The sequence below is a fragment of the Paracoccus endophyticus genome, assembly GCF_003286075.1.
In the GTDB taxonomy this organism is placed as follows: Bacteria; Pseudomonadota; Alphaproteobacteria; order Rhodobacterales; family Rhodobacteraceae; genus Paracoccus; species Paracoccus endophyticus.
Map to the genome: position 1 here is coordinate 14205 of NZ_QLUV01000014.1, position 22791 is coordinate 36995.

The 22791-nt window shown below is 70.2% G+C and carries 21 protein-coding genes; 11 read left to right on the top strand and 10 right to left on the bottom strand.

Features of this window, described 5'->3' with window-relative positions:
- The first annotated feature begins 77 nt into the window (after nt 1-77).
- On the top strand, nt 78-1448 hold the full coding sequence (locus DPQ23_RS13205) for an aminotransferase (protein WP_162630746.1): 1371 nt from the start codon (nt 78-80) through the stop codon (nt 1446-1448).
- 60 nt (nt 1449-1508) lie between these two features.
- On the opposite strand, the gene DPQ23_RS13210 is transcribed toward DPQ23_RS13205, so the two are convergent.
- Nucleotides 1509-4016, bottom strand: coding sequence for a ComEC/Rec2 family competence protein (locus DPQ23_RS13210; RefSeq protein ID WP_240602760.1), 2508 nt, complete (start codon nt 4014-4016; stop codon nt 1509-1511).
- A 127-nt stretch (nt 4017-4143) separates the two neighbouring features.
- Between DPQ23_RS13210 and gltX the strand changes: the two genes are divergently transcribed.
- The 3 genes from gltX (at nt 4144) to DPQ23_RS13225 (ending at nt 7729) form a co-directional block, all read left to right on the top strand.
- Nucleotides 4144-5535 carry a glutamate--tRNA ligase gene (gene gltX / locus DPQ23_RS13215; RefSeq protein WP_112875263.1) on the top strand — a complete coding sequence of 464 codons (1392 nt, stop codon included), beginning with the start codon at nt 4144-4146 and terminating at the stop codon, nt 5533-5535.
- A gap of 53 nt (nt 5536-5588) precedes the next feature.
- Nucleotides 5589-6875 carry a citrate synthase gene (gene gltA, locus DPQ23_RS13220; protein ID WP_112875264.1) on the top strand — a complete coding sequence of 429 codons (1287 nt, stop codon included), beginning with the start codon at nt 5589-5591 and terminating at the stop codon, nt 6873-6875.
- Between the two features lie 257 nt (nt 6876-7132).
- Complete coding sequence (locus DPQ23_RS13225; protein WP_420818589.1) at nt 7133-7729, top strand: SDR family NAD(P)-dependent oxidoreductase; 597 nt, start codon at nt 7133-7135, stop codon at nt 7727-7729.
- Between the two features lie 18 nt (nt 7730-7747).
- Here DPQ23_RS13225 and DPQ23_RS13230 read toward each other — a convergent pair whose 3' ends face one another.
- Genes DPQ23_RS13230 through DPQ23_RS13240 form a run of 3 tightly spaced genes read right to left on the bottom strand, consistent with a single transcriptional unit; the run spans nt 7748 to nt 11184 of the window.
- A complete protein-coding gene (locus tag DPQ23_RS13230; RefSeq protein WP_112875265.1) occupies nt 7748-9241 on the bottom strand; it encodes a carboxypeptidase M32 in 1494 nt (497 codons plus the stop codon).
- On the bottom strand, nt 9238-10383 hold the full coding sequence (gene ctaA / locus DPQ23_RS13235; RefSeq protein WP_112875266.1) for a heme A synthase: 1146 nt from the start codon (nt 10381-10383) through the stop codon (nt 9238-9240). The genes DPQ23_RS13230 and ctaA overlap by 4 nt, the downstream gene beginning before the upstream one ends.
- Nucleotides 10384-10434: 51 nt before the next feature.
- Nucleotides 10435-11184 (bottom strand): RNA methyltransferase, encoded by a 750-nt coding sequence (locus DPQ23_RS13240; protein WP_112875309.1) that lies wholly within the window; start codon nt 11182-11184, stop codon nt 10435-10437.
- A 188-nt stretch (nt 11185-11372) separates the two neighbouring features.
- Between DPQ23_RS13240 and DPQ23_RS13245 the strand changes: the two genes are divergently transcribed.
- The 3 genes from DPQ23_RS13245 to DPQ23_RS13255 all read left to right on the top strand — a co-directional run bounded on the left by DPQ23_RS13245 (nt 11373) and on the right by DPQ23_RS13255 (nt 13964).
- Complete coding sequence (locus DPQ23_RS13245) at nt 11373-11975, top strand: thiamine phosphate synthase (RefSeq protein ID WP_112875267.1); 603 nt, start codon at nt 11373-11375, stop codon at nt 11973-11975.
- 61 nt (nt 11976-12036) lie between these two features.
- Nucleotides 12037-13596 (top strand): glutamine-hydrolyzing GMP synthase, encoded by a 1560-nt coding sequence (gene guaA, locus DPQ23_RS13250; protein WP_112875268.1) that lies wholly within the window; start codon nt 12037-12039, stop codon nt 13594-13596.
- Nucleotides 13593-13964, top strand: coding sequence for a putative quinol monooxygenase (locus DPQ23_RS13255; RefSeq protein WP_112875269.1), 372 nt, complete (start codon nt 13593-13595; stop codon nt 13962-13964). The genes guaA and DPQ23_RS13255 overlap by 4 nt, the downstream gene beginning before the upstream one ends.
- Nucleotides 13965-14135: 171 nt before the next feature.
- Here the strand turns inward: DPQ23_RS13255 and DPQ23_RS13260 are convergent, their stop codons facing one another.
- The 6 genes from DPQ23_RS13260 to alr form a co-directional block, all read right to left on the bottom strand.
- On the bottom strand, nt 14136-15056 hold the full coding sequence (locus DPQ23_RS13260) for a CBS domain-containing protein (RefSeq protein WP_112875270.1): 921 nt from the start codon (nt 15054-15056) through the stop codon (nt 14136-14138).
- Nucleotides 15053-15610 carry an rRNA maturation RNase YbeY gene (gene ybeY / locus DPQ23_RS13265; protein ID WP_112875271.1) on the bottom strand — a complete coding sequence of 186 codons (558 nt, stop codon included), beginning with the start codon at nt 15608-15610 and terminating at the stop codon, nt 15053-15055. The genes DPQ23_RS13260 and ybeY overlap by 4 nt, the downstream gene beginning before the upstream one ends.
- Nucleotides 15611-15637: 27 nt before the next feature.
- Entirely contained in the window at nt 15638-16726 is a 1089-nt protein-coding gene (locus tag DPQ23_RS13270; protein WP_420818590.1) for a PhoH family protein, read from the bottom strand.
- 127 nt (nt 16727-16853) lie between these two features.
- Nucleotides 16854-17573, bottom strand: a complete 720-nt coding sequence (locus DPQ23_RS13275; protein ID WP_112875272.1) for an ABC transporter ATP-binding protein — start codon at nt 17571-17573, stop codon at nt 16854-16856.
- Between the two features lie 11 nt (nt 17574-17584).
- On the bottom strand, nt 17585-18346 hold the full coding sequence (locus DPQ23_RS13280) for an MlaE family ABC transporter permease (RefSeq protein ID WP_112875311.1): 762 nt from the start codon (nt 18344-18346) through the stop codon (nt 17585-17587).
- On the bottom strand, nt 18343-19377 hold the full coding sequence (alr, locus tag DPQ23_RS13285; RefSeq protein ID WP_112875273.1) for an alanine racemase: 1035 nt from the start codon (nt 19375-19377) through the stop codon (nt 18343-18345). Before alr ends, DPQ23_RS13280 begins: the two co-directional genes overlap by 4 nt.
- A 201-nt stretch (nt 19378-19578) precedes the next feature.
- Between alr and DPQ23_RS13290 the strand changes: the two genes are divergently transcribed.
- The 4 genes from DPQ23_RS13290 (at nt 19579) to DPQ23_RS13300 (ending at nt 22722) form a co-directional block, all read left to right on the top strand.
- The gene (locus DPQ23_RS13290; RefSeq protein ID WP_112875274.1) at nt 19579-21111 is read left to right on the top strand and encodes an acyl-CoA carboxylase subunit beta; all 1533 of its coding nucleotides are present in this window, start codon (nt 19579-19581) and stop codon (nt 21109-21111) included.
- The gene (locus DPQ23_RS13295) at nt 21108-21905 is read left to right on the top strand and encodes a DUF6497 family protein (protein WP_112875275.1); all 798 of its coding nucleotides are present in this window, start codon (nt 21108-21110) and stop codon (nt 21903-21905) included. The genes DPQ23_RS13290 and DPQ23_RS13295 overlap by 4 nt, the downstream gene beginning before the upstream one ends.
- Before the next feature lie 193 nt (nt 21906-22098).
- Nucleotides 22099-22236, top strand: a complete 138-nt coding sequence (locus tag DPQ23_RS15645) for a hypothetical protein (protein WP_170310799.1) — start codon at nt 22099-22101, stop codon at nt 22234-22236.
- A 75-nt stretch (nt 22237-22311) separates the two neighbouring features.
- A complete protein-coding gene (locus DPQ23_RS13300) occupies nt 22312-22722 on the top strand; it encodes a hypothetical protein (RefSeq protein ID WP_112875276.1) in 411 nt (136 codons plus the stop codon).
- Nucleotides 22723-22791 lie beyond the last annotated feature (69 nt).

The following is a 22791-nucleotide window of genomic DNA, read 5'->3' on the forward strand; positions in this document are numbered from 1 at the left end:
GCCATTCCGCCGCGCCGGCGTCCGTTGATCCCGGCGGGCCGCCCGGCTAGCCTGTCGCCAACCCATTCCGGAGAACGATCATGGACGACAAGAGCTGGTCCGCGCGCGCCGAGCAGTATTCGATGTACGGCTTTACCGATCTGCCCAGCATCGAGCGCCGGGGCACCATCGTGCTGACCCATGGCGAGGGTCCGTATGTCGTCGACACCGAGGGGCGGCGCTGGCTGGACGCCAATTCGGGCCTGTGGAACATGGTCGCGGGCTTCGATCACAAGGGCCTGATCGAGGCCGCCAAGGCCCAGTACGACCGCTTTCCGGGCTATCACGCCTTTTTCGGGCGGATGTCCGACCAGACCGTGATGCTGTCGGAAAAACTGGTCGAGGTGTCGCCGTTTTCCCGCGGCAAGGTGTTCTACACGAACTCGGGGTCCGAGGCGAACGACACCATGGTCAAGATGCTGTGGTTCCTGCACCGCGCCGAGGGCAACCCGCAGCGCCGCAAGATCCTGACCCGCTGGAACGCCTATCACGGCGTCACCGTGGTCAGCGCCTCGATGACCGGCAAGCCCTACAACGACGTCTTCGGCCTGCCGCTGGACGGGTTCATCCACCTGACCTGCCCGCATTTCTGGCGCGAGGGCGAGGCCGGCGAGTCCGAGGCCGAGTTCGTGGCGCGCCTGGCGCGCGAGCTTGAGGCGATGATCGCCCGTGAAGGGGCCGACACCATCGCGGGCTTCTTTGCCGAGCCCGTGCAGGGCGCGGGCGGCGTGATCCCCCCGGCGAAAGGGTATTTCCAGGCCATCGCACCGATCCTGAAAAAACACGGCATTCCGCTGGTCGCCGACGAGGTCATCACCGGCTTTGGCCGCACCGGCAACACCTGGGGCTGCCAGACCTATGACTTCATGCCCGACGCGATCATCAGCTCGAAGAACCTGACCGCCGGGTTGTTTCCGATGGGCGCCGTGATCCTGGGGCCCGAGCTGTCGGACCGGCTGGACGCGGCCATCGCGCCGATCGAGGAATTCCCCCACGGCTTCACCGCGTCGGGCCATCCGGTCGGCTGCGCTATCGCCCTGAAGGCCATCGACGTGGTGATGAACGAGGGGCTGGCCGAGAACGTCGTGCGCGGCGCCCCCCGGATGGAGGCCGGCCTGCGCCGCATCATGCAGGCGCACGAGAATATCGGCGAGCTGCGCGGCATCGGATACATGTGGGCGCTGGAGGCCGTCAAGGACGCGGCGACGAAGCAGCCGTTCCCTGCCCACCTGTCGGTCAGCGAACGCATCGCCAACACCTGCACCGACCTGGGTCTGATCTGCCGGCCGCTGGGGCAAGCCATCGTCCTGTGCCCGCCGTTCATCCTGACGGACGCCCAGATGGACGAGATGTTCGAAAAGCTCGACGCCGCGCTGACCAAGGTCTTTGCGGAGCTGCCCCGGGACTGAACGGCGGGGCGTTCCTCCCCCCCCAGACGGATCGCCGGCACGCCACGGGTCCTTCGGGCGTCAGGGTTGCTGCATCGGGCGGGCGGCGGCAGGACGGGGCGCGGCGACGCCGTCGCCCGTCGCCCCGCCCGCGGGCATCCGGTGCGATCCCGCTGGGCCTGCGGAGTGGGTGGGCCTTGGCGTCTTTTTGTGCGGTGCGGCGTCCGCGGGCGGCGGGGCTGCACTTGGGGTGCCCGCCTTTCGGCGCCACGGCTGGGGTGGTGGCGCCAGACCCGCGCGGGCGCGCACGGCCCGGTCGCTCCACAACCGGGCGCCCGCCGTCCCGGCCGCGGTGCGCCACACCAGTTTGCCCGCACCCACCCAGAGCGCCCGTGCCCCGCTGCGGCGAAGGTCGGTCTGGTCGATCAGACGACAGCGGCCCCGCGGCGCGCCATCAGGCGCGGGTGCGGCCAGCACCACGATGTCGGCGTCCGCGCAGGCCGTGGACAGGCGCCCGGCCGCCCCTTTTCCCGACAGATGCGTGACGCGCAGGGTCGTGCCGTCCGGGCCGGGCAGATCGGCGCTGCGCGCGCCGCGCGGACCGGACCAGCCCGGCCGTGCCGCCGCCTCGTCCGCCAAGGCCAGGTCCCCGTCGGCGCGCAGCCAGCTGTCCGCGACAAAGGCCCCCGCGGGCTTGGACAGCGCGCGGCCCTGCGCGGTCTGCACGCCCATTGCGCCCGCATCCTCGGCAACCAGCAGGGCGGGACGGGGGCTGTTCACCCAGACCGCCACGCCCGCGCCGACCAGCGCCAGCGCCGCGGCCGCGACCAGCCGGCGGCTGCGCGACGCGCCCCGGCGCATCACCAGCAGCGCGACCGTCGCGCCCGTGGCCATCAGCGGCAGCGCCGTCCAATGCGGGGCGGGCAGCGGGGTGACGGCGCCCCCCCAGCCCGCGACGGTCGCCGCGACCCACAGCATCCAGCGGGTGCCCAGACCCATCACCCACAGCGCCGGGCCCGCCAGCCCCAGCGGCGCCAGCAGCAGGGCAAAGACGCCGGCCGGCATGACCAGCACCCCCATCACCGGCACTGCCAACAGGTTGGCGACCAGCCCATAGTGGGTGGTGCGGTTGAACTGCGCCGCGGCGATCGGCGCGGTGGCAAGGCCCGCGATCAGGGACGACAGCACCAGCATCGCGGCCCCGCGCATCCACCAGGGCAGCGCGCCCGCGCGTCGCGACCAGGTCGGGAATACGGCGATCAGCGCGACCGTGGCGGCAAAGCTCATCTGGAAGCCGGCGCTCACCAGCGCCTCGGGCGCGGCCAGCAGGATCACCAGCGCCGCGACCGCCACCGTCCTGAGCGAGATGGCGCGGCGGTCCGCCAGCACCGCGGCCAGCATCACCGCCACCATCAGGAAGGCCCGCTCGGTCGGCACGCCGCCGCCGGAAAGCCACAGGTATCCCGCCGCGGCGGCCAGGCCGACGGCCGCCGCGATCTTGTGCACCGGCCGGCCGGCCAGCGCGCCCGCCAGCGGCCCGGTCGCCTGCGCGGCGGCCAGCGCCATCCGCAGCGCGCCATAGACGAAGCCTGCCAGCATCGACATGTGCAGGCCAGAGATCGACACGATGTGATAGAGGTTCGAGTCGCGCATGACCTGGTTCGTCGCCTCGGAGATGCCCGAGCGGTCCCCTGTCATCAGGGCGGCGGCGACCGCGCCCTCGGGCCCGCGGATCGACTCGCGCATGGCCTGCGCCAGATGCAGGCGCAGGGTTTGCGCGTCCAGAGGGCCGGGCATCGCGGCCTCTGCCAGCATCAGCGGCGTGCGCGTATAGCCCACCGCCCCCAGCCGGTCGAAGAACGCCCCGCGGCGAAAGTCGAAGCCGCCGGGTTCCGCGGGTCCGGGCGGCGGCCCCAGGTGCCCGGTCAGCATGATCCGCGCGCCCGGATCGGGCAAGGCCTGCGGGTCGGTCAGGGTTTGCGGATCGGTCAGCGACAGGCGCACGCGGGCGGGGGTGCGACCCGGCGGCGTGTCGCGCAGGACCACGCGGTCCAGCGTGATCCGCATCCGGTCGCGGGCCGAGCGGTCGATCGCGACCACCCTGCCCTCGATCGGTCCGTAATAGCGGAAATCCAGAACCGGGGCCGCGACGTGGTGGGCGCGCGCGCCGGCGACGAGCGTCCCGCCCAGAACCAGCGCCGCCCCCAGGGCTGCCAGCCGCAGCCGGTCGGCGCGGTCGGGGTCCATGCGCCCCCGCGCCGCGCGCCGCGCAAGCCCCCGCGCCAGCAGCAGGGCCGCGACGGCGGCGACCGCCACGGCGGCATAGGCAGGCGCGCGCGGTTCGACCGGCAGCGTGAACCAGGCCCCGATGCCGACCGCCAGCAGGACCGGCGCCCAGACAAGCAGCCCGGCCCGGGCAACGGCGTCGGGGCGCGGCGTCGGGACCGCCTGCGCCCCCCGCCCGGCCGCGGCATCCGGCGCATCGGCGGCCGATCCGCCCTGCCTGCGGCGCGGCAGGCGCCCGCGGCGGGGCGCGTCCTGCGCGACAGGATCACCACCCGGTCCGCCAGGGACGTCGATGACGGCCAATCCTTGTCCTTTCGCAGGCGGTTCAGTATCTGTCGCGCTGACCCTAGGCGGCGGTTCTTTCCGAAAGGTTAACGTTCGCCGTCTCTTGCAGCCCGTCCGCGGCGCTGCCCGATCCGACAGGACTGCCATGACCGCTGCCGCCCCCGTGACCCGGTTTGCCCCCTCGCCCACCGGATACCTGCACATCGGCGGCGCACGCACGGCGCTGTTCAACTGGCTTTACGCCCGCGGGCGCGGCGGCCGGTTCCTGCTGCGGATCGAGGACACCGACCGTGCCCGCTCGACGCCCGAGGCAACAGCCGCGATCCTGAAGGGCCTGACGTGGCTGGGTCTGGACTGGGACGGCGAGCCGATCAGCCAGTTCGCCCGGCAGCCGCGCCATGCCGAGGTGGCGCGGCAGATGCTGGAGGCGGGGACCGCGTATCGCTGCTATTCAACGCCGGCCGAGATCGAGGCGTGGCGGGCCGGGCACCCCAACCAGACCTTTGTCAGCCCGTGGCGGGACGCCGACCCCGCAAGCCGACCCGACGCGCCCTTTGCCATCCGCCTGCGCGCACCGCGCACCGGCGAGACGGTGATCCGCGATGCCGTGCAGGGGGATGTGGTCTTTCGCAACGACCAGCTTGACGACATGGTTCTGCTGCGGTCGGATGGAACGCCGACCTACATGCACGCGGTGGTGGTGGACGACCACGACATGAACGTGACGCACGTGATCCGGGGCGACGACCACCTGACCAACGCCGCGCGGCAGGTGCAGGTCTATCAGGCCATGGGCTGGGACATCCCGGTCTTTGCCCATATCCCGCTGATTCATGGGCCCGACGGGAAGAAACTGTCCAAGCGCCACGGCGCCGTCGGGCTGCACGACTATGCGGCGATGGGCTATCCCGCCGCAGCGATGCGGAACTATCTGGCGCGTCTGGGATGGAGCCACGGGGACGACGAGCTGTTCGACGATGCCCAGGCCCGCGCCTGGTTCGACCTGGACGGAATCGGCAAGGCCCCCGCGCGGCTGGATTTCAAAAAGCTGGAACACGTGTCCGGGCATCATATCGGAACGATGCCGCAGGCCACGCTGCTGGACGAGCTGTCCGCCTTCCGGGCCGAGGTCGGCGATCCGCCGCTTACGGACATCCAGCTTGCCCGGCTGACCCCGGCGCTGGACGTGCTCAAGCACAAGGCACGGACCTATCCGCAGCTGCTCGAACAGGGGCATTTCGCGCTGATCGACCGCCCGGTCCAGCCGGACGCCAAGGCGCAGGCCGCGCTGGATACGGTATCCCTTCGCATACTGTCAGAATTGACCGCTGCGTTGCAGCATGTTAGCTGGACGCGAGACGCACTGGAGGCCGCGGCCCATCAGGTTGCCGAGGCGAACGGGATCGGCTTGGGCAAGGTTGCGGCGCCGGTGCGCGCCGCCCTGGCCGGGCGGACCTCGACCCCCAGCGTGTTCGACATGATGCTGGCGCTTGGCCGGGACGAGACGCTCGCCCGGCTGGCGGATGCGGCGGGCTGATCCAGCCGCCGGGATTCACGGCCCGGCACGGGCCACAGGCGAAGAGGGAAGTGATGGCCACGACAGCCAAGGTCACCGTCAAGGACACGGACATCGAACTGCCCGTCCTTTCCCCCACGGTGGGGCCGGACTGCATTGATATCCGCAAGCTTTATGCTCAGGGCGGGGTGTTCACCTTCGACCCCGGCTTCACCTCGACCGCGGCCTGCGAAAGCGCGATCACCTATATCGACGGTGACGCGGGCGAGCTGTGGTACCGCGGCTATCCGATCGATCAGCTTGCCGAGAAAAGCCACTATCTCGAGGTCTGCTATCTGCTGCTGAACGGCGAGCTGCCGAATGCCCGGCAGATGGAGGATTTCGAGACGCTGATCACGCGCCACACGATGGTGCACGAGCAGATGCATTACTTTTATCGCGGGTTCCGCCGCGACAGCCACCCCATGGCGACGATGGTCGGCGTCGTGGGTGCGATGTCGGCGTTCTACCACGATTCCACCGACATCAACGATCCCAAGCAGCGCGACATCGCGTCGATCCGGCTGATCGCCAAGCTGCCGACGCTGGCGGCCATGGCCTACAAATACTCGATCGGCCAGCCTTTCGTGTATCCGCGCAACGACCTGGATTACGCGTCGAACTTCCTGCACATGTGCTTCTCGGTCCCGGCCGAACCCTATGAGGTGAACCCGGCGCTGGCCCGCGCCATGGACCGCATCTTCACGCTGCATGCCGATCACGAGCAGAACGCCTCGACCTCGACCGTGCGTCTGGCGGGATCGTCGGGGGCGAACCCGTTCGCCTGCATCGCGGCGGGCATCGCCTGCCTGTGGGGGCCCGCGCATGGCGGCGCCAACCAGGCTGCGCTGGAAATGCTGCAGGAAATCGGCAGCGTTGACCGCATCCCGGATTATATCCGGCGCGCCAAGGACAAGGACGACCCCTTCCGCCTGATGGGCTTCGGCCACCGTGTCTACAAGAACTTCGACCCGCGCGCCAAGATCATGAAGCAGTCGGCGGACGAGGTGCTGGAGATCCTGGGCGTAGAGAACAACCCGACCCTGCAGGTTGCCAAGGAACTGGAACGGATCGCACTGGAAGACGATTATTTCGTCAGCAAGAAGCTGTATCCGAACGTCGATTTCTATTCCGGCATCATCCTGTCGGCGATGGGCTTTCCGACGGCCATGTTCACGCCGATCTTTGCGCTGTCGCGCACGGTGGGCTGGATCAGCCAGTGGAAGGAGATGCTGGGCGACCCGGACAACAAGATCGGCCGCCCGCGCCAGCTGTACGTCGGCGCCGATCGCCGCGACTATCCGCCCGTCGCCAGCCGCTGAGCGGACGGGACAAAAGGACAAAAGGGGGCCCAGGCGGCCCCCTTTTTCTGTTTTCGGCGGGTCGGGCGCACCGAACCGCGGCAGCGCCCCGCCCGGGGTGATCCGCGCCCTGCCCTGCCCGCCCTGTGGCCGCGGCGGCGCGCCGCAAGGGACCCGTGCATTTCCGGCTTGCGGGCCGCGCGCGGCGGTGGCAATCGCACGCCATGAACGACAGGATCGCATTGATTACAGGGGCGTCGCGCGGACTTGGCGCGGCGATGGCGGAAAATCTGGGCGCGCGCGGCTGGCATGTCGTGGCCGTTGCCCGCACCGTCGGCGCGCTCGAGGAGCTGGACGACCGCATCCGCGCGGCCGGCGGATCGGCCACGCTGGCGCCCATGGACGTGGCCCTGCCGGATGCGATGATCCAGCTGGTGCAGGGCATCCAGGGACGCTGGGGCGGCGTCGATCTGTGGGTTCATGCGACCATCCACGCCGCACCCCTGTCGCCCATGCCGCACGTCGATCCCAAGGACATGGCCAAGTCCATCGCGGTCAACGTCGCCGCGACCCATGGCCTGATCGCGCTGGTCGAGCCGCTGTTGCGCGCGCGCGGGGGCACGGCGCTGTTTCTGGACGATCCGCGCGCGGGCCAGCCGTTTTTCGGCGCCTACGGGGCCACCAAGGCCGCGCAGACCGCGATGGCGAAAAGCTGGGCTGCCGAGACGGCGCGCCTGGGGCCCCGCGTCGTCGTCGAGACACCCGCGCCGATGCCGACGGCCACCCGCGCGCGCTTTTTCCCCGGCGAGAACCGCAGCGCCCTGACCCCCTGCGGGGCCGAGGCCGAGCGCATCCTGCGCGTGGTCCTCGACTGACGCAGGTGCCCTTGCGGCCTAAAGGCCGTAGATGCCGGTGAACTTGTCCTCGAGATAGTCAAGCAGCGGCCCGGCCGTCACCGGCGCGCCTGTCGCCTGCTCGATCAGGGCGCGCGGCTCGTAAAGGCCGCCGTGGCGTTGCAGGGTCTCGCGCAGCCACTCGACGGCCGGGCCGGCATCGCCGACGGCAAGGCTTGCGTCCAGGTCGGGCACCGCATCGCGCATCGCGGCGTTCAGGCAGCCGGCATAGACGTTCCCCAGCGCATAGGTGGGGAAATACCCGAACAGCCCGACGGACCAGTGAACATCCTGCAGCACGCCGTTGGCCGGACGGTCCACCGCGATGCCGAAATCCTTGAGGAAGCGGGCGTTCCAGGCCTCGACCAGATCATCGGTGGACAGCCGTCCCGCGATCAGGTCGCGTTCCAGGTCGAACCGCATCATGATGTGCAGGTTGTACTGCACCTCGTCGGCCTCGGTGCGGATGTGGCCGGGCGTGACCCGGTTGACGGTGCGATAGAACTGGTCCGCGTCGGACACCGACAGCGGACCCATCATGTCGGTCATCCGTCTGTGCAGCCACCCGGTAAAGGCCCGGCCGCGGCCGATCTGGTTTTCATAGATCCGGCTCTGGCTTTCGTGGACGCCCATGGACACCCCGCGGCCCAGCGGCGTGAAGGCGTGGTCGCTGTCGATCGCCAGCTCATAGCTGGAATGGCCGACCTCGTGGATGGTGGAATAGATGCAGTTGAAAGGCTCGGTCTCGACCACGCGGGTGGTGATCCGGCTGTCCTGCCAGCGCCCCGACGAAAACGGATGCACCGCCAGGTCCAGCCGCCCGCGGGTCCAGTCATAGCCGAAGGCCGTGGCGCAGGCCCGCGCCAGACGAAGTTGGCTTTTCTGCGGGAACCGGCCCTCCAGCGCGGCAGGCGGATCGTCGGCGCCCAGCACATCCTCGCGCAGGGCCACCAGCCGGGGGCGCATGCTGTCGAACAGCGCCGCCAGGTCGGCCTGCGTCGCGCCGGGTTCATAGTCGTCCAGCAGCGCGTCATACGGATCGCCGCCGCCAAAGCCCGCCGCGACCAGCGCGTGGGCGGCGTCCTGCGTCAGGACCAGGATCGAATCGAGCGCCGGCAGGAAGGCCTCGGGCGTGTCGTTGGCGCGCGCCTCGGCCCAGATCCCCTGCGCCAGGCTGGTCTGGCGGGCCAGTTCCGTGGCCAGCGGCGCCGGAATGGCGCAGGCGCGCGCGTGATCGCGGGCGATCAGTTCGACGATGCGGGACTCGCGCGGGCTTTCGGGGCGCGCGGCGTCCAGCCACTCGCCGATGCGCGGGTCGGTGCGGCGGTCGTGCAGGACGGCAGCGATGGCGGCCGTCTCCTCGGACCGCTGCTCGGTCGCGCCGCGGGGCATGACGGTTTCCTGGTCCCAGCCCAGCCGCTCGGCGATCGACGACAGCGCCTCGGTCTGGCGCTGAAAGGCCAACAGGTCGTTCATGGCGGTCGGCTGGTTCATCGGATCGTCCCCCGGACGCTGGTTTCATAGGGATAGCGTGCGTGATGGCGCGCCCGCAGGATCAGCACGAACAGCGCGACGGCGCCCAGCTGGTGGGCCAGCGCCTCGGGCAGCGGCGCGCCGCGCATGACGGTGGCGATGCCCAGCACGATCTGGAACGCGACCGCCGCCAGCATGACCGTGAAGACCCCGCGCGTCACGGGATGCGGCGACCGGCGGGCCCGCGCCCAGACCACCACGGCAAAGATCGCCAGCAGATAGCCCGCGATGCGGTGAGTGAACTGCACCGTCGCCGCGTTCTCGAAGAGGTTGCGCCAGCCCAGGGCCGGGTCCCAGATCGCGGCCGGAATCCATTCGCCGCCCATCTTCGGCCAGCCGGTGTACTGCCGGCCGGCGTCGATGCCCGCGACCAGCGCGCCGATCAGGATCTGGACGAACGCCAGATGCATCAGCCCCGTCGCCATCGAGAACAGCTTGCCCTCGCCGGCCCGGCGCGCCCGCAGCAGGGCCGCCTCGGGCCGCGACAGATGCAGCACGTACCACGCAATCAGCCCCAGGATGGAAAACGCCAGCCCCAGGTGCACCGCCAGCCGGTACGAGGCGACCGAGGTCATCCCCGGCGCCAGCCCCGAGCTGACCATCCACCAGCCCACGACCCCCTGCAACCCGCCCAGCGCGCCCAGCGTCAGCAACCGCGGCGTCCAGCCCGCGGGCATGCGGCCGCTGGCCCACAGAAAGACGAACCCCAGCGCCCAGACCAGCCCGACCGCGCGGCCCAGCAGCCGATGCGCCCATTCCCACCAGTAGATCCGCTTGAACCCGGCCAGGTCCATCGTCGGGTTTTCCTCGCGGAACTGGGGGATCTGCTGGTATTTGGCAAATTCGGTTTCCCACGCCGCCTGCCCGCTGGGCGGCAGCGTGCCGGTGACGGGCTTCCATTCGGTGATCGACAGCCCCGACCCGGTCAGGCGCGTGGCCCCCCCCAGCGCGATCATCGCCACCACCATGACGAACAGCACCACCAGCCACGCCCGGACCCAGCCGCGGGCGCCCCGGGGTGCTGTGTCGATCAGGCTGCCGGTGGGCGCGAGAGGCTGGGCCGCGGGGGCGGCCACCTCCTGGAAGATCGGGCGCTTGGCCATGGTCGGCTCCTTGCGATTGCGGGCGGACATTGGCCGCGACGCCCCGAAAGGTCAATCGCGGGGGGGCGTCCATGTCAGCTGGCGGATCATGCCGTGAAAGATCTGCACGTCGGCGCGGGTCAGCGGCAGGCGCGACCACAGGTTGCGCAGCGTCAGCCGCATGGTCGCCGCCTTGTCGGGGGGAAAGAAGAACCGCGCGGCGTTCAGCCTCTCCTCCCAGTGGTCGGCCAGGCGCTCGATCTCCAGCCGGGTGGCGGGGACCTCGCCGGGGGGGCGGCGGCCGGCGGGCGCGGGCTGCGCGGGCAAGGCCTCGCGGCCCCACTCATAGCCCATCAGCAACACCGCCTGCGCCAGGTTCAGGGACGGAAACTCGGGGTTCACCGGCACGGTCACGATGGCGCTGGCGCGGGCGATCTCGTCATTCTCAAGCCCCGCGCGCTCGGGGCCGAAGATCAGCGCGAGGCGCCGATCCCCGGCGGTCAGGCCCCGCGCCTCGGCCATGGCGGTGGCGGGGGTGTGGACGGGCTTGGTCAGTTCGCGCCCGCGGGCGGTGGTGGCATAGGCGACGTGGACGTCCTCCATCGCGTCGGCCAGCGTGGCGAACACCCGTGCCCTGTCCAGAACCTGCCCGGCCGCCCCCGAGGCCATCGCCACCGCGCGCGGGTTCGGCCAGCCGTCGCGGGGGGCGACCAGCCGCATCTCGGTCAGGCCGAAGTTCAGCATCGCGCGCGCGGCCGCGCCGATGTTCTCGCCCATCTGGGGGCGCACGAGGATGACGACAGGCGGCACGCTGTGGGACATGGCGCGATCTACCCCGCGGCCGCGTCCGGGGACAAGCGCCAGCGACGTCGGCGTGGCCGAATACGCCGGGGCCGCATACCCAAGGGCCGGCATTCCGGGATCGCACGGCACGCGGGCAAGGGGCAGCGCCCCCCTTTCAAGGAACCCGCCGCTGCGCTATCTGCCTGACATTCCCGGAAAGGACCGCCATGGACGCGCCGCAGCTTTACCTGATCGCCCCGACGCTGATCCCCGCGTCCGAGATGGCCGCGCGGCTGGCGGCGGTGCTGGACACGCATCCCGTTGCCTGCCTGCGGCTGCCGGGCGCCGGCGACGAGGGCGAGCTGGCGCGGCTGGCCGACCTGGCCCGCGACATCGCGCACGCCCGCGACGTCGCCGTGGTGATCGAGAACCATATTCCGCTGGCGCGCGCCCACGGACTGGACGGGGTGCATCTGACCGACGGCGCGCGCAGCGTCCGCTATGCCCGCAAGGAACTGGGGGCCGACGCCATCGTCGGCGCCTTCTGCGGCACCTCGCGCCACGAGGGGATGAGCGCGGGCGAGGCCGGCGCCGACTATGTGGCGTTCGGTCCCTGCGGGTCCACCGCCCTGGGCCGCGGCACGCCGGTCGATCTGGACCTGTTCCAGTGGTGGTCCGACGTGGTCGAGGTTCCGGTCGTCGCCGAAGGCGCGCTGGACGCCGCGCTGATCCGCAGCCTGTGGACCATCGCCGACTTCATCGCCGTCGGCCCCGAGATCTGGTCGGCCGCCGACCCTGCCGCGGCCCTGTCGGGCCTGTGGCCTGCCTGAGCGTCCCGGTCCTGCGCGCGGGCGCTTGCCCGGCGCGGGGTTGCATCGTAAGCCGCTGGCCATGACCCAGCACCAGCTTCTGCTCATCGTCGATTTCGGCAGCCAAGTGACCCAGCTGATCGCGCGCCGCCTGCGCGAGCTGAACGTCTATTGCGAAATCCACCCCTATCAGACCCTGACCGACGCGGGCGTCCGCGCGCTTGGCCCGCAGGCGATCATCCTGTCGGGCGGCCCCGACAGCGTGACCCGTCCCGGCAGCCCGCGCGCGCCGCAGGCGGTGTTCGACCTGGGCGTGCCGGTGTTCGGCATCTGCTATGGCCAGCAGGTGATGATGGAGCAGCTGGGCGGCCGCGTCGAAAGCGGCCATCACGCCGAATACGGCCGGGCCTTCATCCATCCCGCGCCGGGCCACACCGGCGACGGCATCTTCGCCGGGCTGTTCGTCGCCGGCCGCGAAGAGGTCTGGATGAGCCATGGCGACCGCGTCACGCAGCTTGCGCCGGGGTTCGAGGTGATCGGCACCTCGCCCAACGCGCCGCTGGCCATGATCGCGGACGAGGCGCGCGGCCTTTACGCCGTGCAGTTCCACCCCGAGGTCCATCACACCCCTAACGGGCGCATCATGCTGGAGAACTTCGTCCGCATGGCGGGGTTCACCGGCGACTGGACGATGGCGGGATACCGGGACGAGGCGATCCGCCGCATCCGCGAGCAGGTCGGCGACGCAAAGGTGATCTGCGGCCTGTCGGGCGGCGTCGATTCCTCGGTCGCGGCCGTGCTGATCCACGAGGCGATCGGCGAGCAGCTGACCTGCGTCTTCGTCGATCACGGCCTGCTGCGGCAGGGAGAGGCCGAGGAGGTCGTGGCGATGTTCCGCGACAACTACAACATCCCGCTGATCCATGCCGACGAATCCGACCTGTTCCTGGGCGAGCTGGACGGCGTCAGCGACCCCGAGGTCAAGCGCAAGACCATCGGCCGGCTGTTCATCGACGTGTTCCAGAAGCACGCGGCCGCGGTGGGCGGAGCCGAGTTCCTGGCCCAGGGGACACTGTATCCCGACGTCATCGAATCGGTCAGCTTCACCGGCGGGCCGTCCGTCACGATCAAGTCGCACCACAATGTCGGCGGCCTGCCCGAGAAGATGGGCCTGAAGCTGGTCGAGCCGCTGCGCGAACTGTTCAAGGACGAGGTGCGCGCGCTGGGCCGCGAGCTGGGCCTGCCCGCGACGTTCATCGGCCGCCACCCTTTCCCCGGCCCGGGCCTTGCGATCCGCTGCCCCGGAGAGATCACCCGCGAAAAGCTGGAGATCCTGCGCAAGGCCGATGCCGTCTTCATCGACCAGATCCGCCGCCACGCGCTTTACGACGACATCTGGCAGGCGTTCGTCGCGATCCTGCCGGTCCGCACCGTCGGGGTCATGGGCGACGGGAGGACCTATGACTTTGCCTGCGCGCTGCGCGCCGTGACCTCGGTGGACGGCATGACGGCGGATTATTACCCCTTCACCCACGAGTTTCTGGGCGAAACGGCCACCCGCATCATCAACGAGGTCCGCGGCATCAACCGCGTGACCTATGACATCACCTCAAAGCCGCCGGGGACGATCGAGTGGGAATGAGCCAGCATCCCGCGGGCCACGCGCCCGGCTGCGGCTGCGGCCACCATGGCGCCGTGGTCGCCGATCCCCACGCCGCACGGACCGGCGCGCAGGTGTCGCTGACGGGGCAACTGGTCTGCGCCGACGTGGCGCAGATGCTGGCGGTGCTGGACCACGCGGGGGACCATATCGCCGCAAGCCGGGCCGAGCCGGGTTGCTTGCAGTTCGACCTGTGGCAGACCGACGAGCCGCTGGTCTTTGCGCTGGCGGAACGCTTTGCCGACCCGGACGCCTATCGCGCCCACCAGGCGCGCGCCCGCGCGACCCCCTGGCACGCCGCGACGGCCGGCGTGGAACGGCGCGGCTTCGACCGGCGCGGGCTGGACTGACGCCCACGCCGCAGGCGCCGGCCGGCCAGGGCAGCGGGCGGCCGTTGATCGTCGAGCAGGACAGGCAAGGTGCCCGGCTTTCGACCTCGGCCCTGCCGAAACGCCACCGTATCGCCCTCGGTCGAGAGCAGGTCCGGCGCCATCTGCTCAGGCAGGCGGCGCAGCCTCCGCTCAGGCCGGCGCGGGGTGCTGCAGGCTGTCGGGGCGCTGGACGCGAACCCGGATGATCCGGCGCGCGTTGGCGTCCACGACCTCGAACGCCACGCCGCTTTCGTGGACAATCGTCTCGCCCCGCGCCGGCACGCGCCCCGCCAGCATGAAGATCAGCCCGCCCAGCGTGTCGATCTCTTCCTCGTATTCGCCGCTGACCAGCCGGACCCCGATCTCTGCCTCGACCGCGCCGATGGGGGCGCGGGCCAGCACGAGCCAATGGCCGGGACGCTCCTGCGTCCACAGCGGTTCGTCGCCGTCGTCGTGCTCGTCGTCGATCTGCCCGATGACCTGCTCGATCAGGTCCTCGATGGTGATCAGCCCGTCCACGCCGCCGTATTCGTCGATCACCAGCGCCATGTGGATGCGTTTCTGCTGCATCTGCTGCAGCAGCGCGCCGATCGGCATGGTGCCCGGCACATACAGCAGCGGCCGCAGCAACGGCCGCAGGGCAAAGCGCGGCGTGGGCGGGCGCGCCCCGAACCCGTGCTTGAGCGCGAGGTCCTTGAGGTGCACCAGCCCCAGCGGATGGTCCAGCTCGCCGCGATGGACGGGCAGGCGCGAATAGCCGTGTTCGCGGAACACCTCGACCAGCTCGGGCAGCCCCACGTTGACCGGAACCGATACGATGTCGGCGCGGGTGACGGCCACGTCATCAACAGATTTTCGGCGCAGGTTCAGCAGGTTGGGCGCGTGGGCCGATGTCGCGGCCTCCATCAGCGAAGGGGGCGCATCGTCGCCGTTGTCCGCCGCGCCGCCCAGCCGGTTCAGCACGCGGCCCAGAAAGCCACGGGGCCGGGGCTGGTCGCGATCCTCGGTCTCCTCGCCCCAGCCCGGGGGGTCGGGCGGGGAAACCGGGTCGCTACTTCGGGGATCGCTCATGCCTGTGCAGTCTCATAGGGATCGGGGATGCCAAGACGTGCCAGGATGGAACGCTCGGCGTCCTCCATGGTTTCCGCGTCCGCGTCGATCTCGTGGTCATAGCCGGCCAGATGCAGGATCGCATGGACCAGCAGGTGGGTGACGTGGTCGGCGATCGGCTTGTCCTGGTCGGCCGCCTCTCGTGCGCAGGTGTCGAAGCTGATCGCGATGTCACCCAGTTCGGGGCCGTCCGGGGGCGCAGGCGGGGCGCCCGGCGCGCGCGGGGCGGGATCGGCGGACGGCCAGCTCAGCACGTTGGTGGGCGACGGCTTGCCGCGGAAATGGTCGTTCAGCGTGGCGATGCGCGCGTCGTCGCATCCCATCACGACGATCTCGACCTGGTCGATGCCCAGATACTGCGTCGCGGCGATGGCGGCGCGGTTCGCCAGCGCGCCCAGATCGACGTCCAGCCAGCGCTCGTCCTCGATCACCAGGTCGACGGGCGCGGACTGGTCCCCTGCGCCGTCGGTCGCCGGGGCGTCATGCCACGTCGTGCCGCGTGTCTCGTCCGTCATGCCGTGCCCCCGGTCCTCTGCCGCGCCCTATGCATCGCGGCCCCGGCGCCAGCTGTCGCGCAGCGGGGGCGTGCCGCCGTCGCCTGCGGCTGCGGCGCGGGCCTGGGCTGTTTCGTCGTCGCTGTCCCAGGCCTGGATGATCCGCGCCACCAGCTTGTGGCGCACCACGTCCGACGAGGTGAAATAGCTGAACGAGATCCCCGGCACGCCCTTGAGGATGCGCTCGGCCTCGGAGAGGCCCGACGCCACGCCGCGCGGCAGGTCCACCTGCGTCCTGTCGCCGGTCACGACCATGCGCGAGCCTTCGCCCAGGCGCGTCAGGAACATCTTCATCTGCATGGTCGTTGCGTTCTGCGCCTCGTCCAGGACGACAAAGGCGTTCGACAGCGTCCGGCCGCGCATGAAGGCCAGGGGCGCGATCTCGATGCGCTTTTCCTCCATCAGCTTCTGCATCTGCTTGGCGGGCAGAAAGTCGTTCAGCGCGTCGTACAGCGGCTGCATGTAGGGATCGACCTTCTCCTTCATGTCGCCGGGCAGGAACCCCAGCCGCTCGCCCGCCTCGACCGCGGGGCGCGACAGGATGATCTTGTCCACGTGCCCCCCCGCCAGCATGGTGACGCCGACCGCGACGGCCAGATAGGTCTTGCCCGTGCCCGCCGGGCCGATGCCGAAGGCCAGTTCGTGCCCGAACAGGTTGCGGACATAGTCCTTCTGCGCCTCGGTGCGCGGCTCGACGGTCTTCTTGCGGGTCCGCAGCTCGATGGGTCCGGCGGCGAACATCTCAAGCTGTTCGGCAGGCGTCAGGCTGGGGGCGTCCGTGTCCGTGCCCATCCGCAGCCCGGCCTCGACCTCGGCCAGTTCGACCGGCTTGCCCTGTTCCAGCCGCGCATAAAGGTTGCGCAGCAGGGCGGCGGCCTCGGCCTGCGCCTCGGCCGGGCCGACCAGCGCCAGCAGGTTGCCGCGGCGCAGGATATGCACCCCAAGCGCCTGCTCGATGCGGGCCAGATGGCGGTCGTGCGGGCCGCACAGGTCGATCAGCAGCCTGTTGTCAGGCAATTCCAGCAGGGTTTCGCCGGCATGGGGCATGGCAGCGGGGGAGGTGGGGGTCAGACCCAAAGGTGCCTCATGTTCAAGGGGACGCGGAAAACCGACGGTTGCATGGTCGCAAGCGCGGCGGGCCGTGGCAAGGGCAAGTCTCGGCGCGGTGTCATCATGGTGCGAGGCGGCTGCGGGGCGACGCGCATCACTCTGCGGGCCGTCCCTCGACAAAGGCGCGCAGGACAGGGTCGCCCGCGCTGTCCATGTCGGCCACCGGACCCTGCCAGCGCAGACGCCCGGCGTCCAGCATCGCGACGCGGTCAGCGATGGCACGGACGCTGTCCATGTCGTGCGTGATGGTGACGGCCGTGGCCCCGGTTTCCGTGACGATGCCGCGGATCAGGGCGTTGATCCCGGCCGCGCGCTGCGGGTCCAGCCCCGTGGTCGGCTCGTCGAAGAACAGCACGCCCGGATCGGCCGCGATGGCGCGCGCCAGCCCCACGCGCTTGCGCATGCCCCCCGACAGGTCGGACGGCATGCGGTCCGCGACCTCGGGGCCCAGCCCGACACGCGCCAGCTTTTCGATGGCGCGCGCGCGGGCCGCAGGGGCGGGCATGGCGCGCAGCAGGCGAAAGGCCACGTTGCGCCAGACCGGCAGGCTGTCAAACAGCGCCGCCGTCTGGAACAGCATCCCGAAGTCCTGCATGAAGCGCGCCCGCACCGGGGCGGTCGCCAGCGCGCCGTTCAGCCGGATGGTGCCGGCGTCGGCCTCCTCCAGGCCCAGGACGGTGCGCAGCAGGACCGACTTGCCCGACCCCGACCCGCCGATCACGACCAGGCTTTCGCCGCGGGCAAGGTCCAGGTCCACGCCGTCAAGCACGCGGTTGGGGCCGAAGGCCTTGGCCAGGCCCCGCGTCTCGATCACCGGGGACGGGGTCATGTAAAGAACAGCCCCGTCATCAGGAAGTTGGCCGAAAGGATTCCGACCGAGGCCGCGACGACCGCGTTCGTCGTGGCCCGGCCCACGCCTTCGGCCCCGCGGGCGGCGCGCATGCCGAACCAGCTTCCCGCCAGCGCCACGATGCCGCCGAACACCGCGCCCTTGAGCAGGCCCGAGATCACGTCCCAGCTTTCCAGATAGGCCCACGAGTTCGCCAGATAGCCCTGCGAGGTGAACCCCAGCGAGGTGATCCCGACCAGCCAGCCGCCCATGATGCCGATGATGTCGCCGACGCCCACCAGGATCGGCACCGACAGCACCGCCGCCCACAGGCGCGGCGTGACCAGCCACCCGACCGGGTCCACCGACAGCGTCACCAGCGCGTCGATCTGCTCGGTCACGCGCATCGACCCCAGCTCGGCCGCGATGGACGAGGCGACGCGCGCGGCCACCATCAGCCCCCCCAGCACCGGCCCCAACTCGCGCACCATGCCGATGGCGACGATCGCCGGGACCACGTCCCCGGCCTGGAACCGCTCGCCCCCGGCGTTGATCTGCAAGGCCAGCGCGGCGCCGGTGAACAGCGCCGTCAGTCCGACGACCGGCAGCGACAACCATCCGATGCGGATCAGCTGCTCGGCCAGCAGATGCGGGCGGAACCCCGGCGCGGCAAGGCCGCGGCCGGCAAACAGCGTCACCTGTCCCACCCGGCGCGCGACTGCCAGCGTGGCGCGGCCGACAAGCCGGACTGGGTTCACGACCACTGCCGGGTATAGCGATGGCCCAGTGAGGTCAGGATCTCGTATCCGATGGTGCCCGCGCAGGCGGCAAGCGCATCGACGCCTTGGCGCGGGTTCAGGATTTCCAGCTCGGGCGGGACGACCGAAAGGTCGGTCACGTCGACCGTGATCAGGTCCATCGACACCCGGCCCACGATCGGGCAGGGTTGGTCGCCCGCCCACAGCACCGCCCCCTGCCCCGACAGCGACCGCAGCAGCCCGTCGGCATAACCCGCCGAAACCGTGGCGATGCGCGACGGCCGCTCGGGCGTCCAGGTGCAGCCATAGCCGACACAGTCGCCCGGACCGACGCTGCGCGTCTGGATCACCTCGAGCGACAGCGTGACCACCGGCCGCGCGTCCGTGAACGGCGCGCCGCCATAAAGCCCGATCCCCGGCCGGGTCAGGTCGAAGTGAAAATCCCGCCCCAGCAGGATGCCGCCGGTCGCCGCCAGCGAGCGCGGCGCCGAGACGCCTTGCGTCAGGCGTCTGAACTCGGCCAGTTGCACTGCGTTGGCAGGGTGCGCGGGTTCGTCGGCGCAGGCCAGATGCGACATCACCAGGGTGGGGCCGGTGCCCGCGTCGGTGCGCGCGGCCAGCGCCTCGGACGCGACGGCAGCCCATTCGGCGTTGTCCATCCCCAGGCGATGCATGCCGCTGTCAAGCTGGATGGCGAACGCCCCGCGCGGGCGCAGGGCACGGTCGCGAAAGAACTGCTCGGCGCTGTTCAGAACCGGAATCAGCCCGTCCAGCGCCTCGCGCGGCATATGGCCCGCCAGCACGAACACGCGCGCATCCTCGGGCAGATGGGGGCGGATCGCCCGCCCCTCGGCCGCCTGCGCGACAAAGAAATCCCGCGCGCCGGCCGCATAAAGCGCGGGCGCGACCCTGGCCGCGCCCAGGCCATAGGCGTCGGCCTTGACCACCGCGCCCGTCCGCGCGCCCGGTGCCAGGTCCGCCAGCGCCCGCCAGTTTGCCGCAACCGCGGCGGTATCGATGCGAAGTCCCATACACGCGGCATGGCCCCCGTCGCGCGCCAGGTCAAGACTCGCGCGAAGGGCGCCGCGCGAAACCGCGGGACCTGTCAGGAAGGCGCCACACCAGTTTGCGGAGTTCATCAAATGCTAACCGTCTCTTTGCAAACTTTCCCCTTTCCGCTTTGCGGGACGCGCGCGCCGCACTAGTGTCCGCCCAAATCGACGGAGGGTGGCATGAAGGACATTCTGGGTCAGCTGGAAGAGCTGCGGCACCAGGCGCGCCTGGGCGGCGGCCAGCGGCGCATCGACGCGCAGCACGCCCGCGGCAAGCTGACGGCGCGCGAGCGGCTGGACATTCTTCTGGACGAAGGCTCGTTCGAGGAATTCGACATGTTCGTCCGCCATCGCTCGACCGACTTCGGGATGGAGGACGACCGCCCCTATGGCGACGGCGTCGTGACCGGCTGGGGCACGATCAACGGCCGCATGGTCTATGTGTTTTCGCAGGATTTCACCGTCTTCGGCGGCTCGCTGTCGGAAACCCACGCGCAGAAGATCTGCAAGATCATGGACATGGCGATGCAGAACGGCGCGCCGGTGATCGGGCTGAACGACTCGGGCGGCGCGCGCATCCAGGAAGGCGTGGCCAGCCTTGCCGGTTACGCCGACGTGTTTCAGCGCAACATCATGGCATCCGGCGTGATCCCGCAGATCAGCGTCATCATGGGTCCCTGCGCGGGCGGCGCGGTCTATTCGCCGGCGATGACCGACTTCATCTTCATGGTGAAGGACACGTCCTACATGTTCGTGACCGGGCCGGACGTGGTGAAGACCGTCACCAACGAGGTCGTCACCGCCGAGGAACTGGGCGGCGCCTCGACCCACACGCGCAAATCCTCGGTCGCGGACGGCGCATTCGACAACGACGTCGAGGCGCTGACCGAGATCCGCCGGCTGTTCGATTTCCTGCCGCTGTCGAATCGCGAAAAGGCGCCGGTGCGGCCTTTCTTCGACGACGTGGCGCGGATCGAACCCAGTCTCGACACGCTGATCCCCGACAACCCGAACCAGCCCTACGACATGAAGGAGCTGATCGCGAAGGTCGCGGACGAGGGCGATTTCTACGAGATCCAGAAGGATTTCGCCGGCAACATCATCATCGGCTTCATTCGGATCGAAGGGCAGACGGTCGGCGTGGTGGCGAACCAGCCGATGTGCCTTGCAGGGGTTCTGGACATCGATTCCAGCCGCAAGGCCGCGCGCTTCGTGCGGTTCTGCGACGCGTTCGAGATCCCGATCCTGACCTTCGTGGACGTGCCGGGATTCCTGCCGGGCACCGCGCAGGAATATGGCGGCGTCATCAAGCATGGCGCGAAGCTGCTGTTCGCCTATGGCGAGGCGACGGTGCCCAAGGTGACGGTCATCACCCGCAAGGCCTATGGCGGCGCCTATGACGTCATGGCGTCCAAGCACCTGCGGGGCGATTTCAACTATGCCTGGCCCACTGCCGAGATCGCCGTGATGGGCGCCAAGGGCGCGGTCGAGATCCTGTATCGCAGCGAGCTGGGCGACGCCGACAAGATCACGGCACGAACCCACGACTACGAAAGCCGCTTCGCCAACCCCTTCGTGGCGGCCGAGAAGGGCTTTATCGACGAGGTGATCCAGCCCCATTCGACCCGGCGCCGGGTGGCCCGGGCATTCGCCTCTCTCCGCTCCAAGAAGCTTAGCAACCCCTGGAAAAAGCACGACAACATTCCCCTGTGACCGGACCCGCCGCTGCCCTGCTGTGCGCCTTTCTGGCGGCCGGCGCGGCCGCGGCGGTCACCCCTGCCCGCATCCCGGTCCCCTCGGGCGCCGAGGTCTGGCGACAGGAGGTGCTGACCGAGCGCGTGCCCGGAATGGGTCTGGTGCAGCGCTATCGCTATGTGATGCCGGCGCTGGCCGAACTGGTCCCGCCGATCCCCGAAGAAGACCTGATGGACAATTTGCCCGCCGACATGATCGACATGCCCCCCGACCAGGCCGAACAGCCCCTGACCCCAGCCGAACAGGCCGAACTGGACGCGGCGCTGGCCGAACTGTCCATGGGCGAGCTGGTGATCGAGGGCGTGCCGCAGGAGGAGCCTGCCGCCCCGGCCGGTGGCGGGTTGGCGGCGACGCCTGGGCTTGACCTGGGGGCCCTGGCCGGTGCCGACGACGGCGCATCCGACGGCCCGCTGCCGTCCGAGCTGGCCGCGCCGGATACGGCCGGCGCCGGGGGCGACATGGACGGCGACGCCGAATCCGCGGGCGACCTTGCCGCCATCCAGGGTGACATCGCCCTGCCCGCGGCGCCAGAGGCGCTGATGCAGGATCCGGTTCACAGGGACATCGACTATCTGTGCACCCACGACGCCCTGCCCGAGGCGGTGCGCCATTCGCCGCGGCCGACCCAGATCGTGATCTCGGTCGCATCCGCTGCCAGCGAATTCGGCAGCTTCGATCCCGACATCGTGCAGTTGTTCGAGGGATTTTCGCTGCCTGCCGACCGCGATACCTGCGTGTGGGAGGCGATGTGACCCGGCCTGCCGCACCCTGCCCCGCACCCCGCCACCGTGCTGATGCAGCGCGGCCACAGACGATGGGGTGCCACGCAGCCGGCCGCTGTCGGTCGCCGGCGGGCGCAGATACGATCCCGCGTCGGCCGCATGACGCGGCCGCGCCATCGAGCAGTCGGGGCACGCAAGCCCCGCATTACAGGAGACGTCCGTCATGTCCAAGAAACTCGCCTTTGTCCTGGTGCTGGTCGGCCTGGTCGCCGCCTGCGCCCAGCAGCAGCCCGCGCCCCAACCCATGCCCGCGCCCGTGCAGCCCGAGCCTGTCTATCAGGGCAAGTTCGGCGCAAACTGACCGCGACAGGCGCGGGCCTTGCTGCCCGCGCCAGCCCGCCGCATTCTTTGAACCGTTCAAGAAGGGCGCGGCATCATGCTGAAGCATCGCGGCTTTCCAGGACGCCTGCCGTCCACGGACCACCAGTTCACGATCCGGCGCGCAAACGCCAAGGGTGCGACCAAGCTGGTGGCGCGCGAACGCTATCGCGACCGCTCTCCCTCTGATCGGCGCGCCGACGCGGGGTTCCTGTCGGCGCTGATCGACCATTTCGGGGACCAGCCCTTCGTGCGCGGCAATCTGGACGCGGGACGGCTGTCCTGGCTTCTGGGGCGCGAGGTGGTGGCGGTGGGCCAACTGGACCCGACCAGCTATGACCAGCTGCTCAAGGTCGACCTGCGGCGCGCCGAAGCCTCGTTCCCGGAACTGTTCGCCAAGGACAGCCCGCCCGACTTCGGCTGGGACAGCGCGGCCGACTGGGACGACGGTGACGAGGACGACGCATGAATCCGCACCCCCCTCAGCGGATCAGCAGCCCGGCGCCGATCGGATCGGCATCACCCGCTTGTCAGTTTG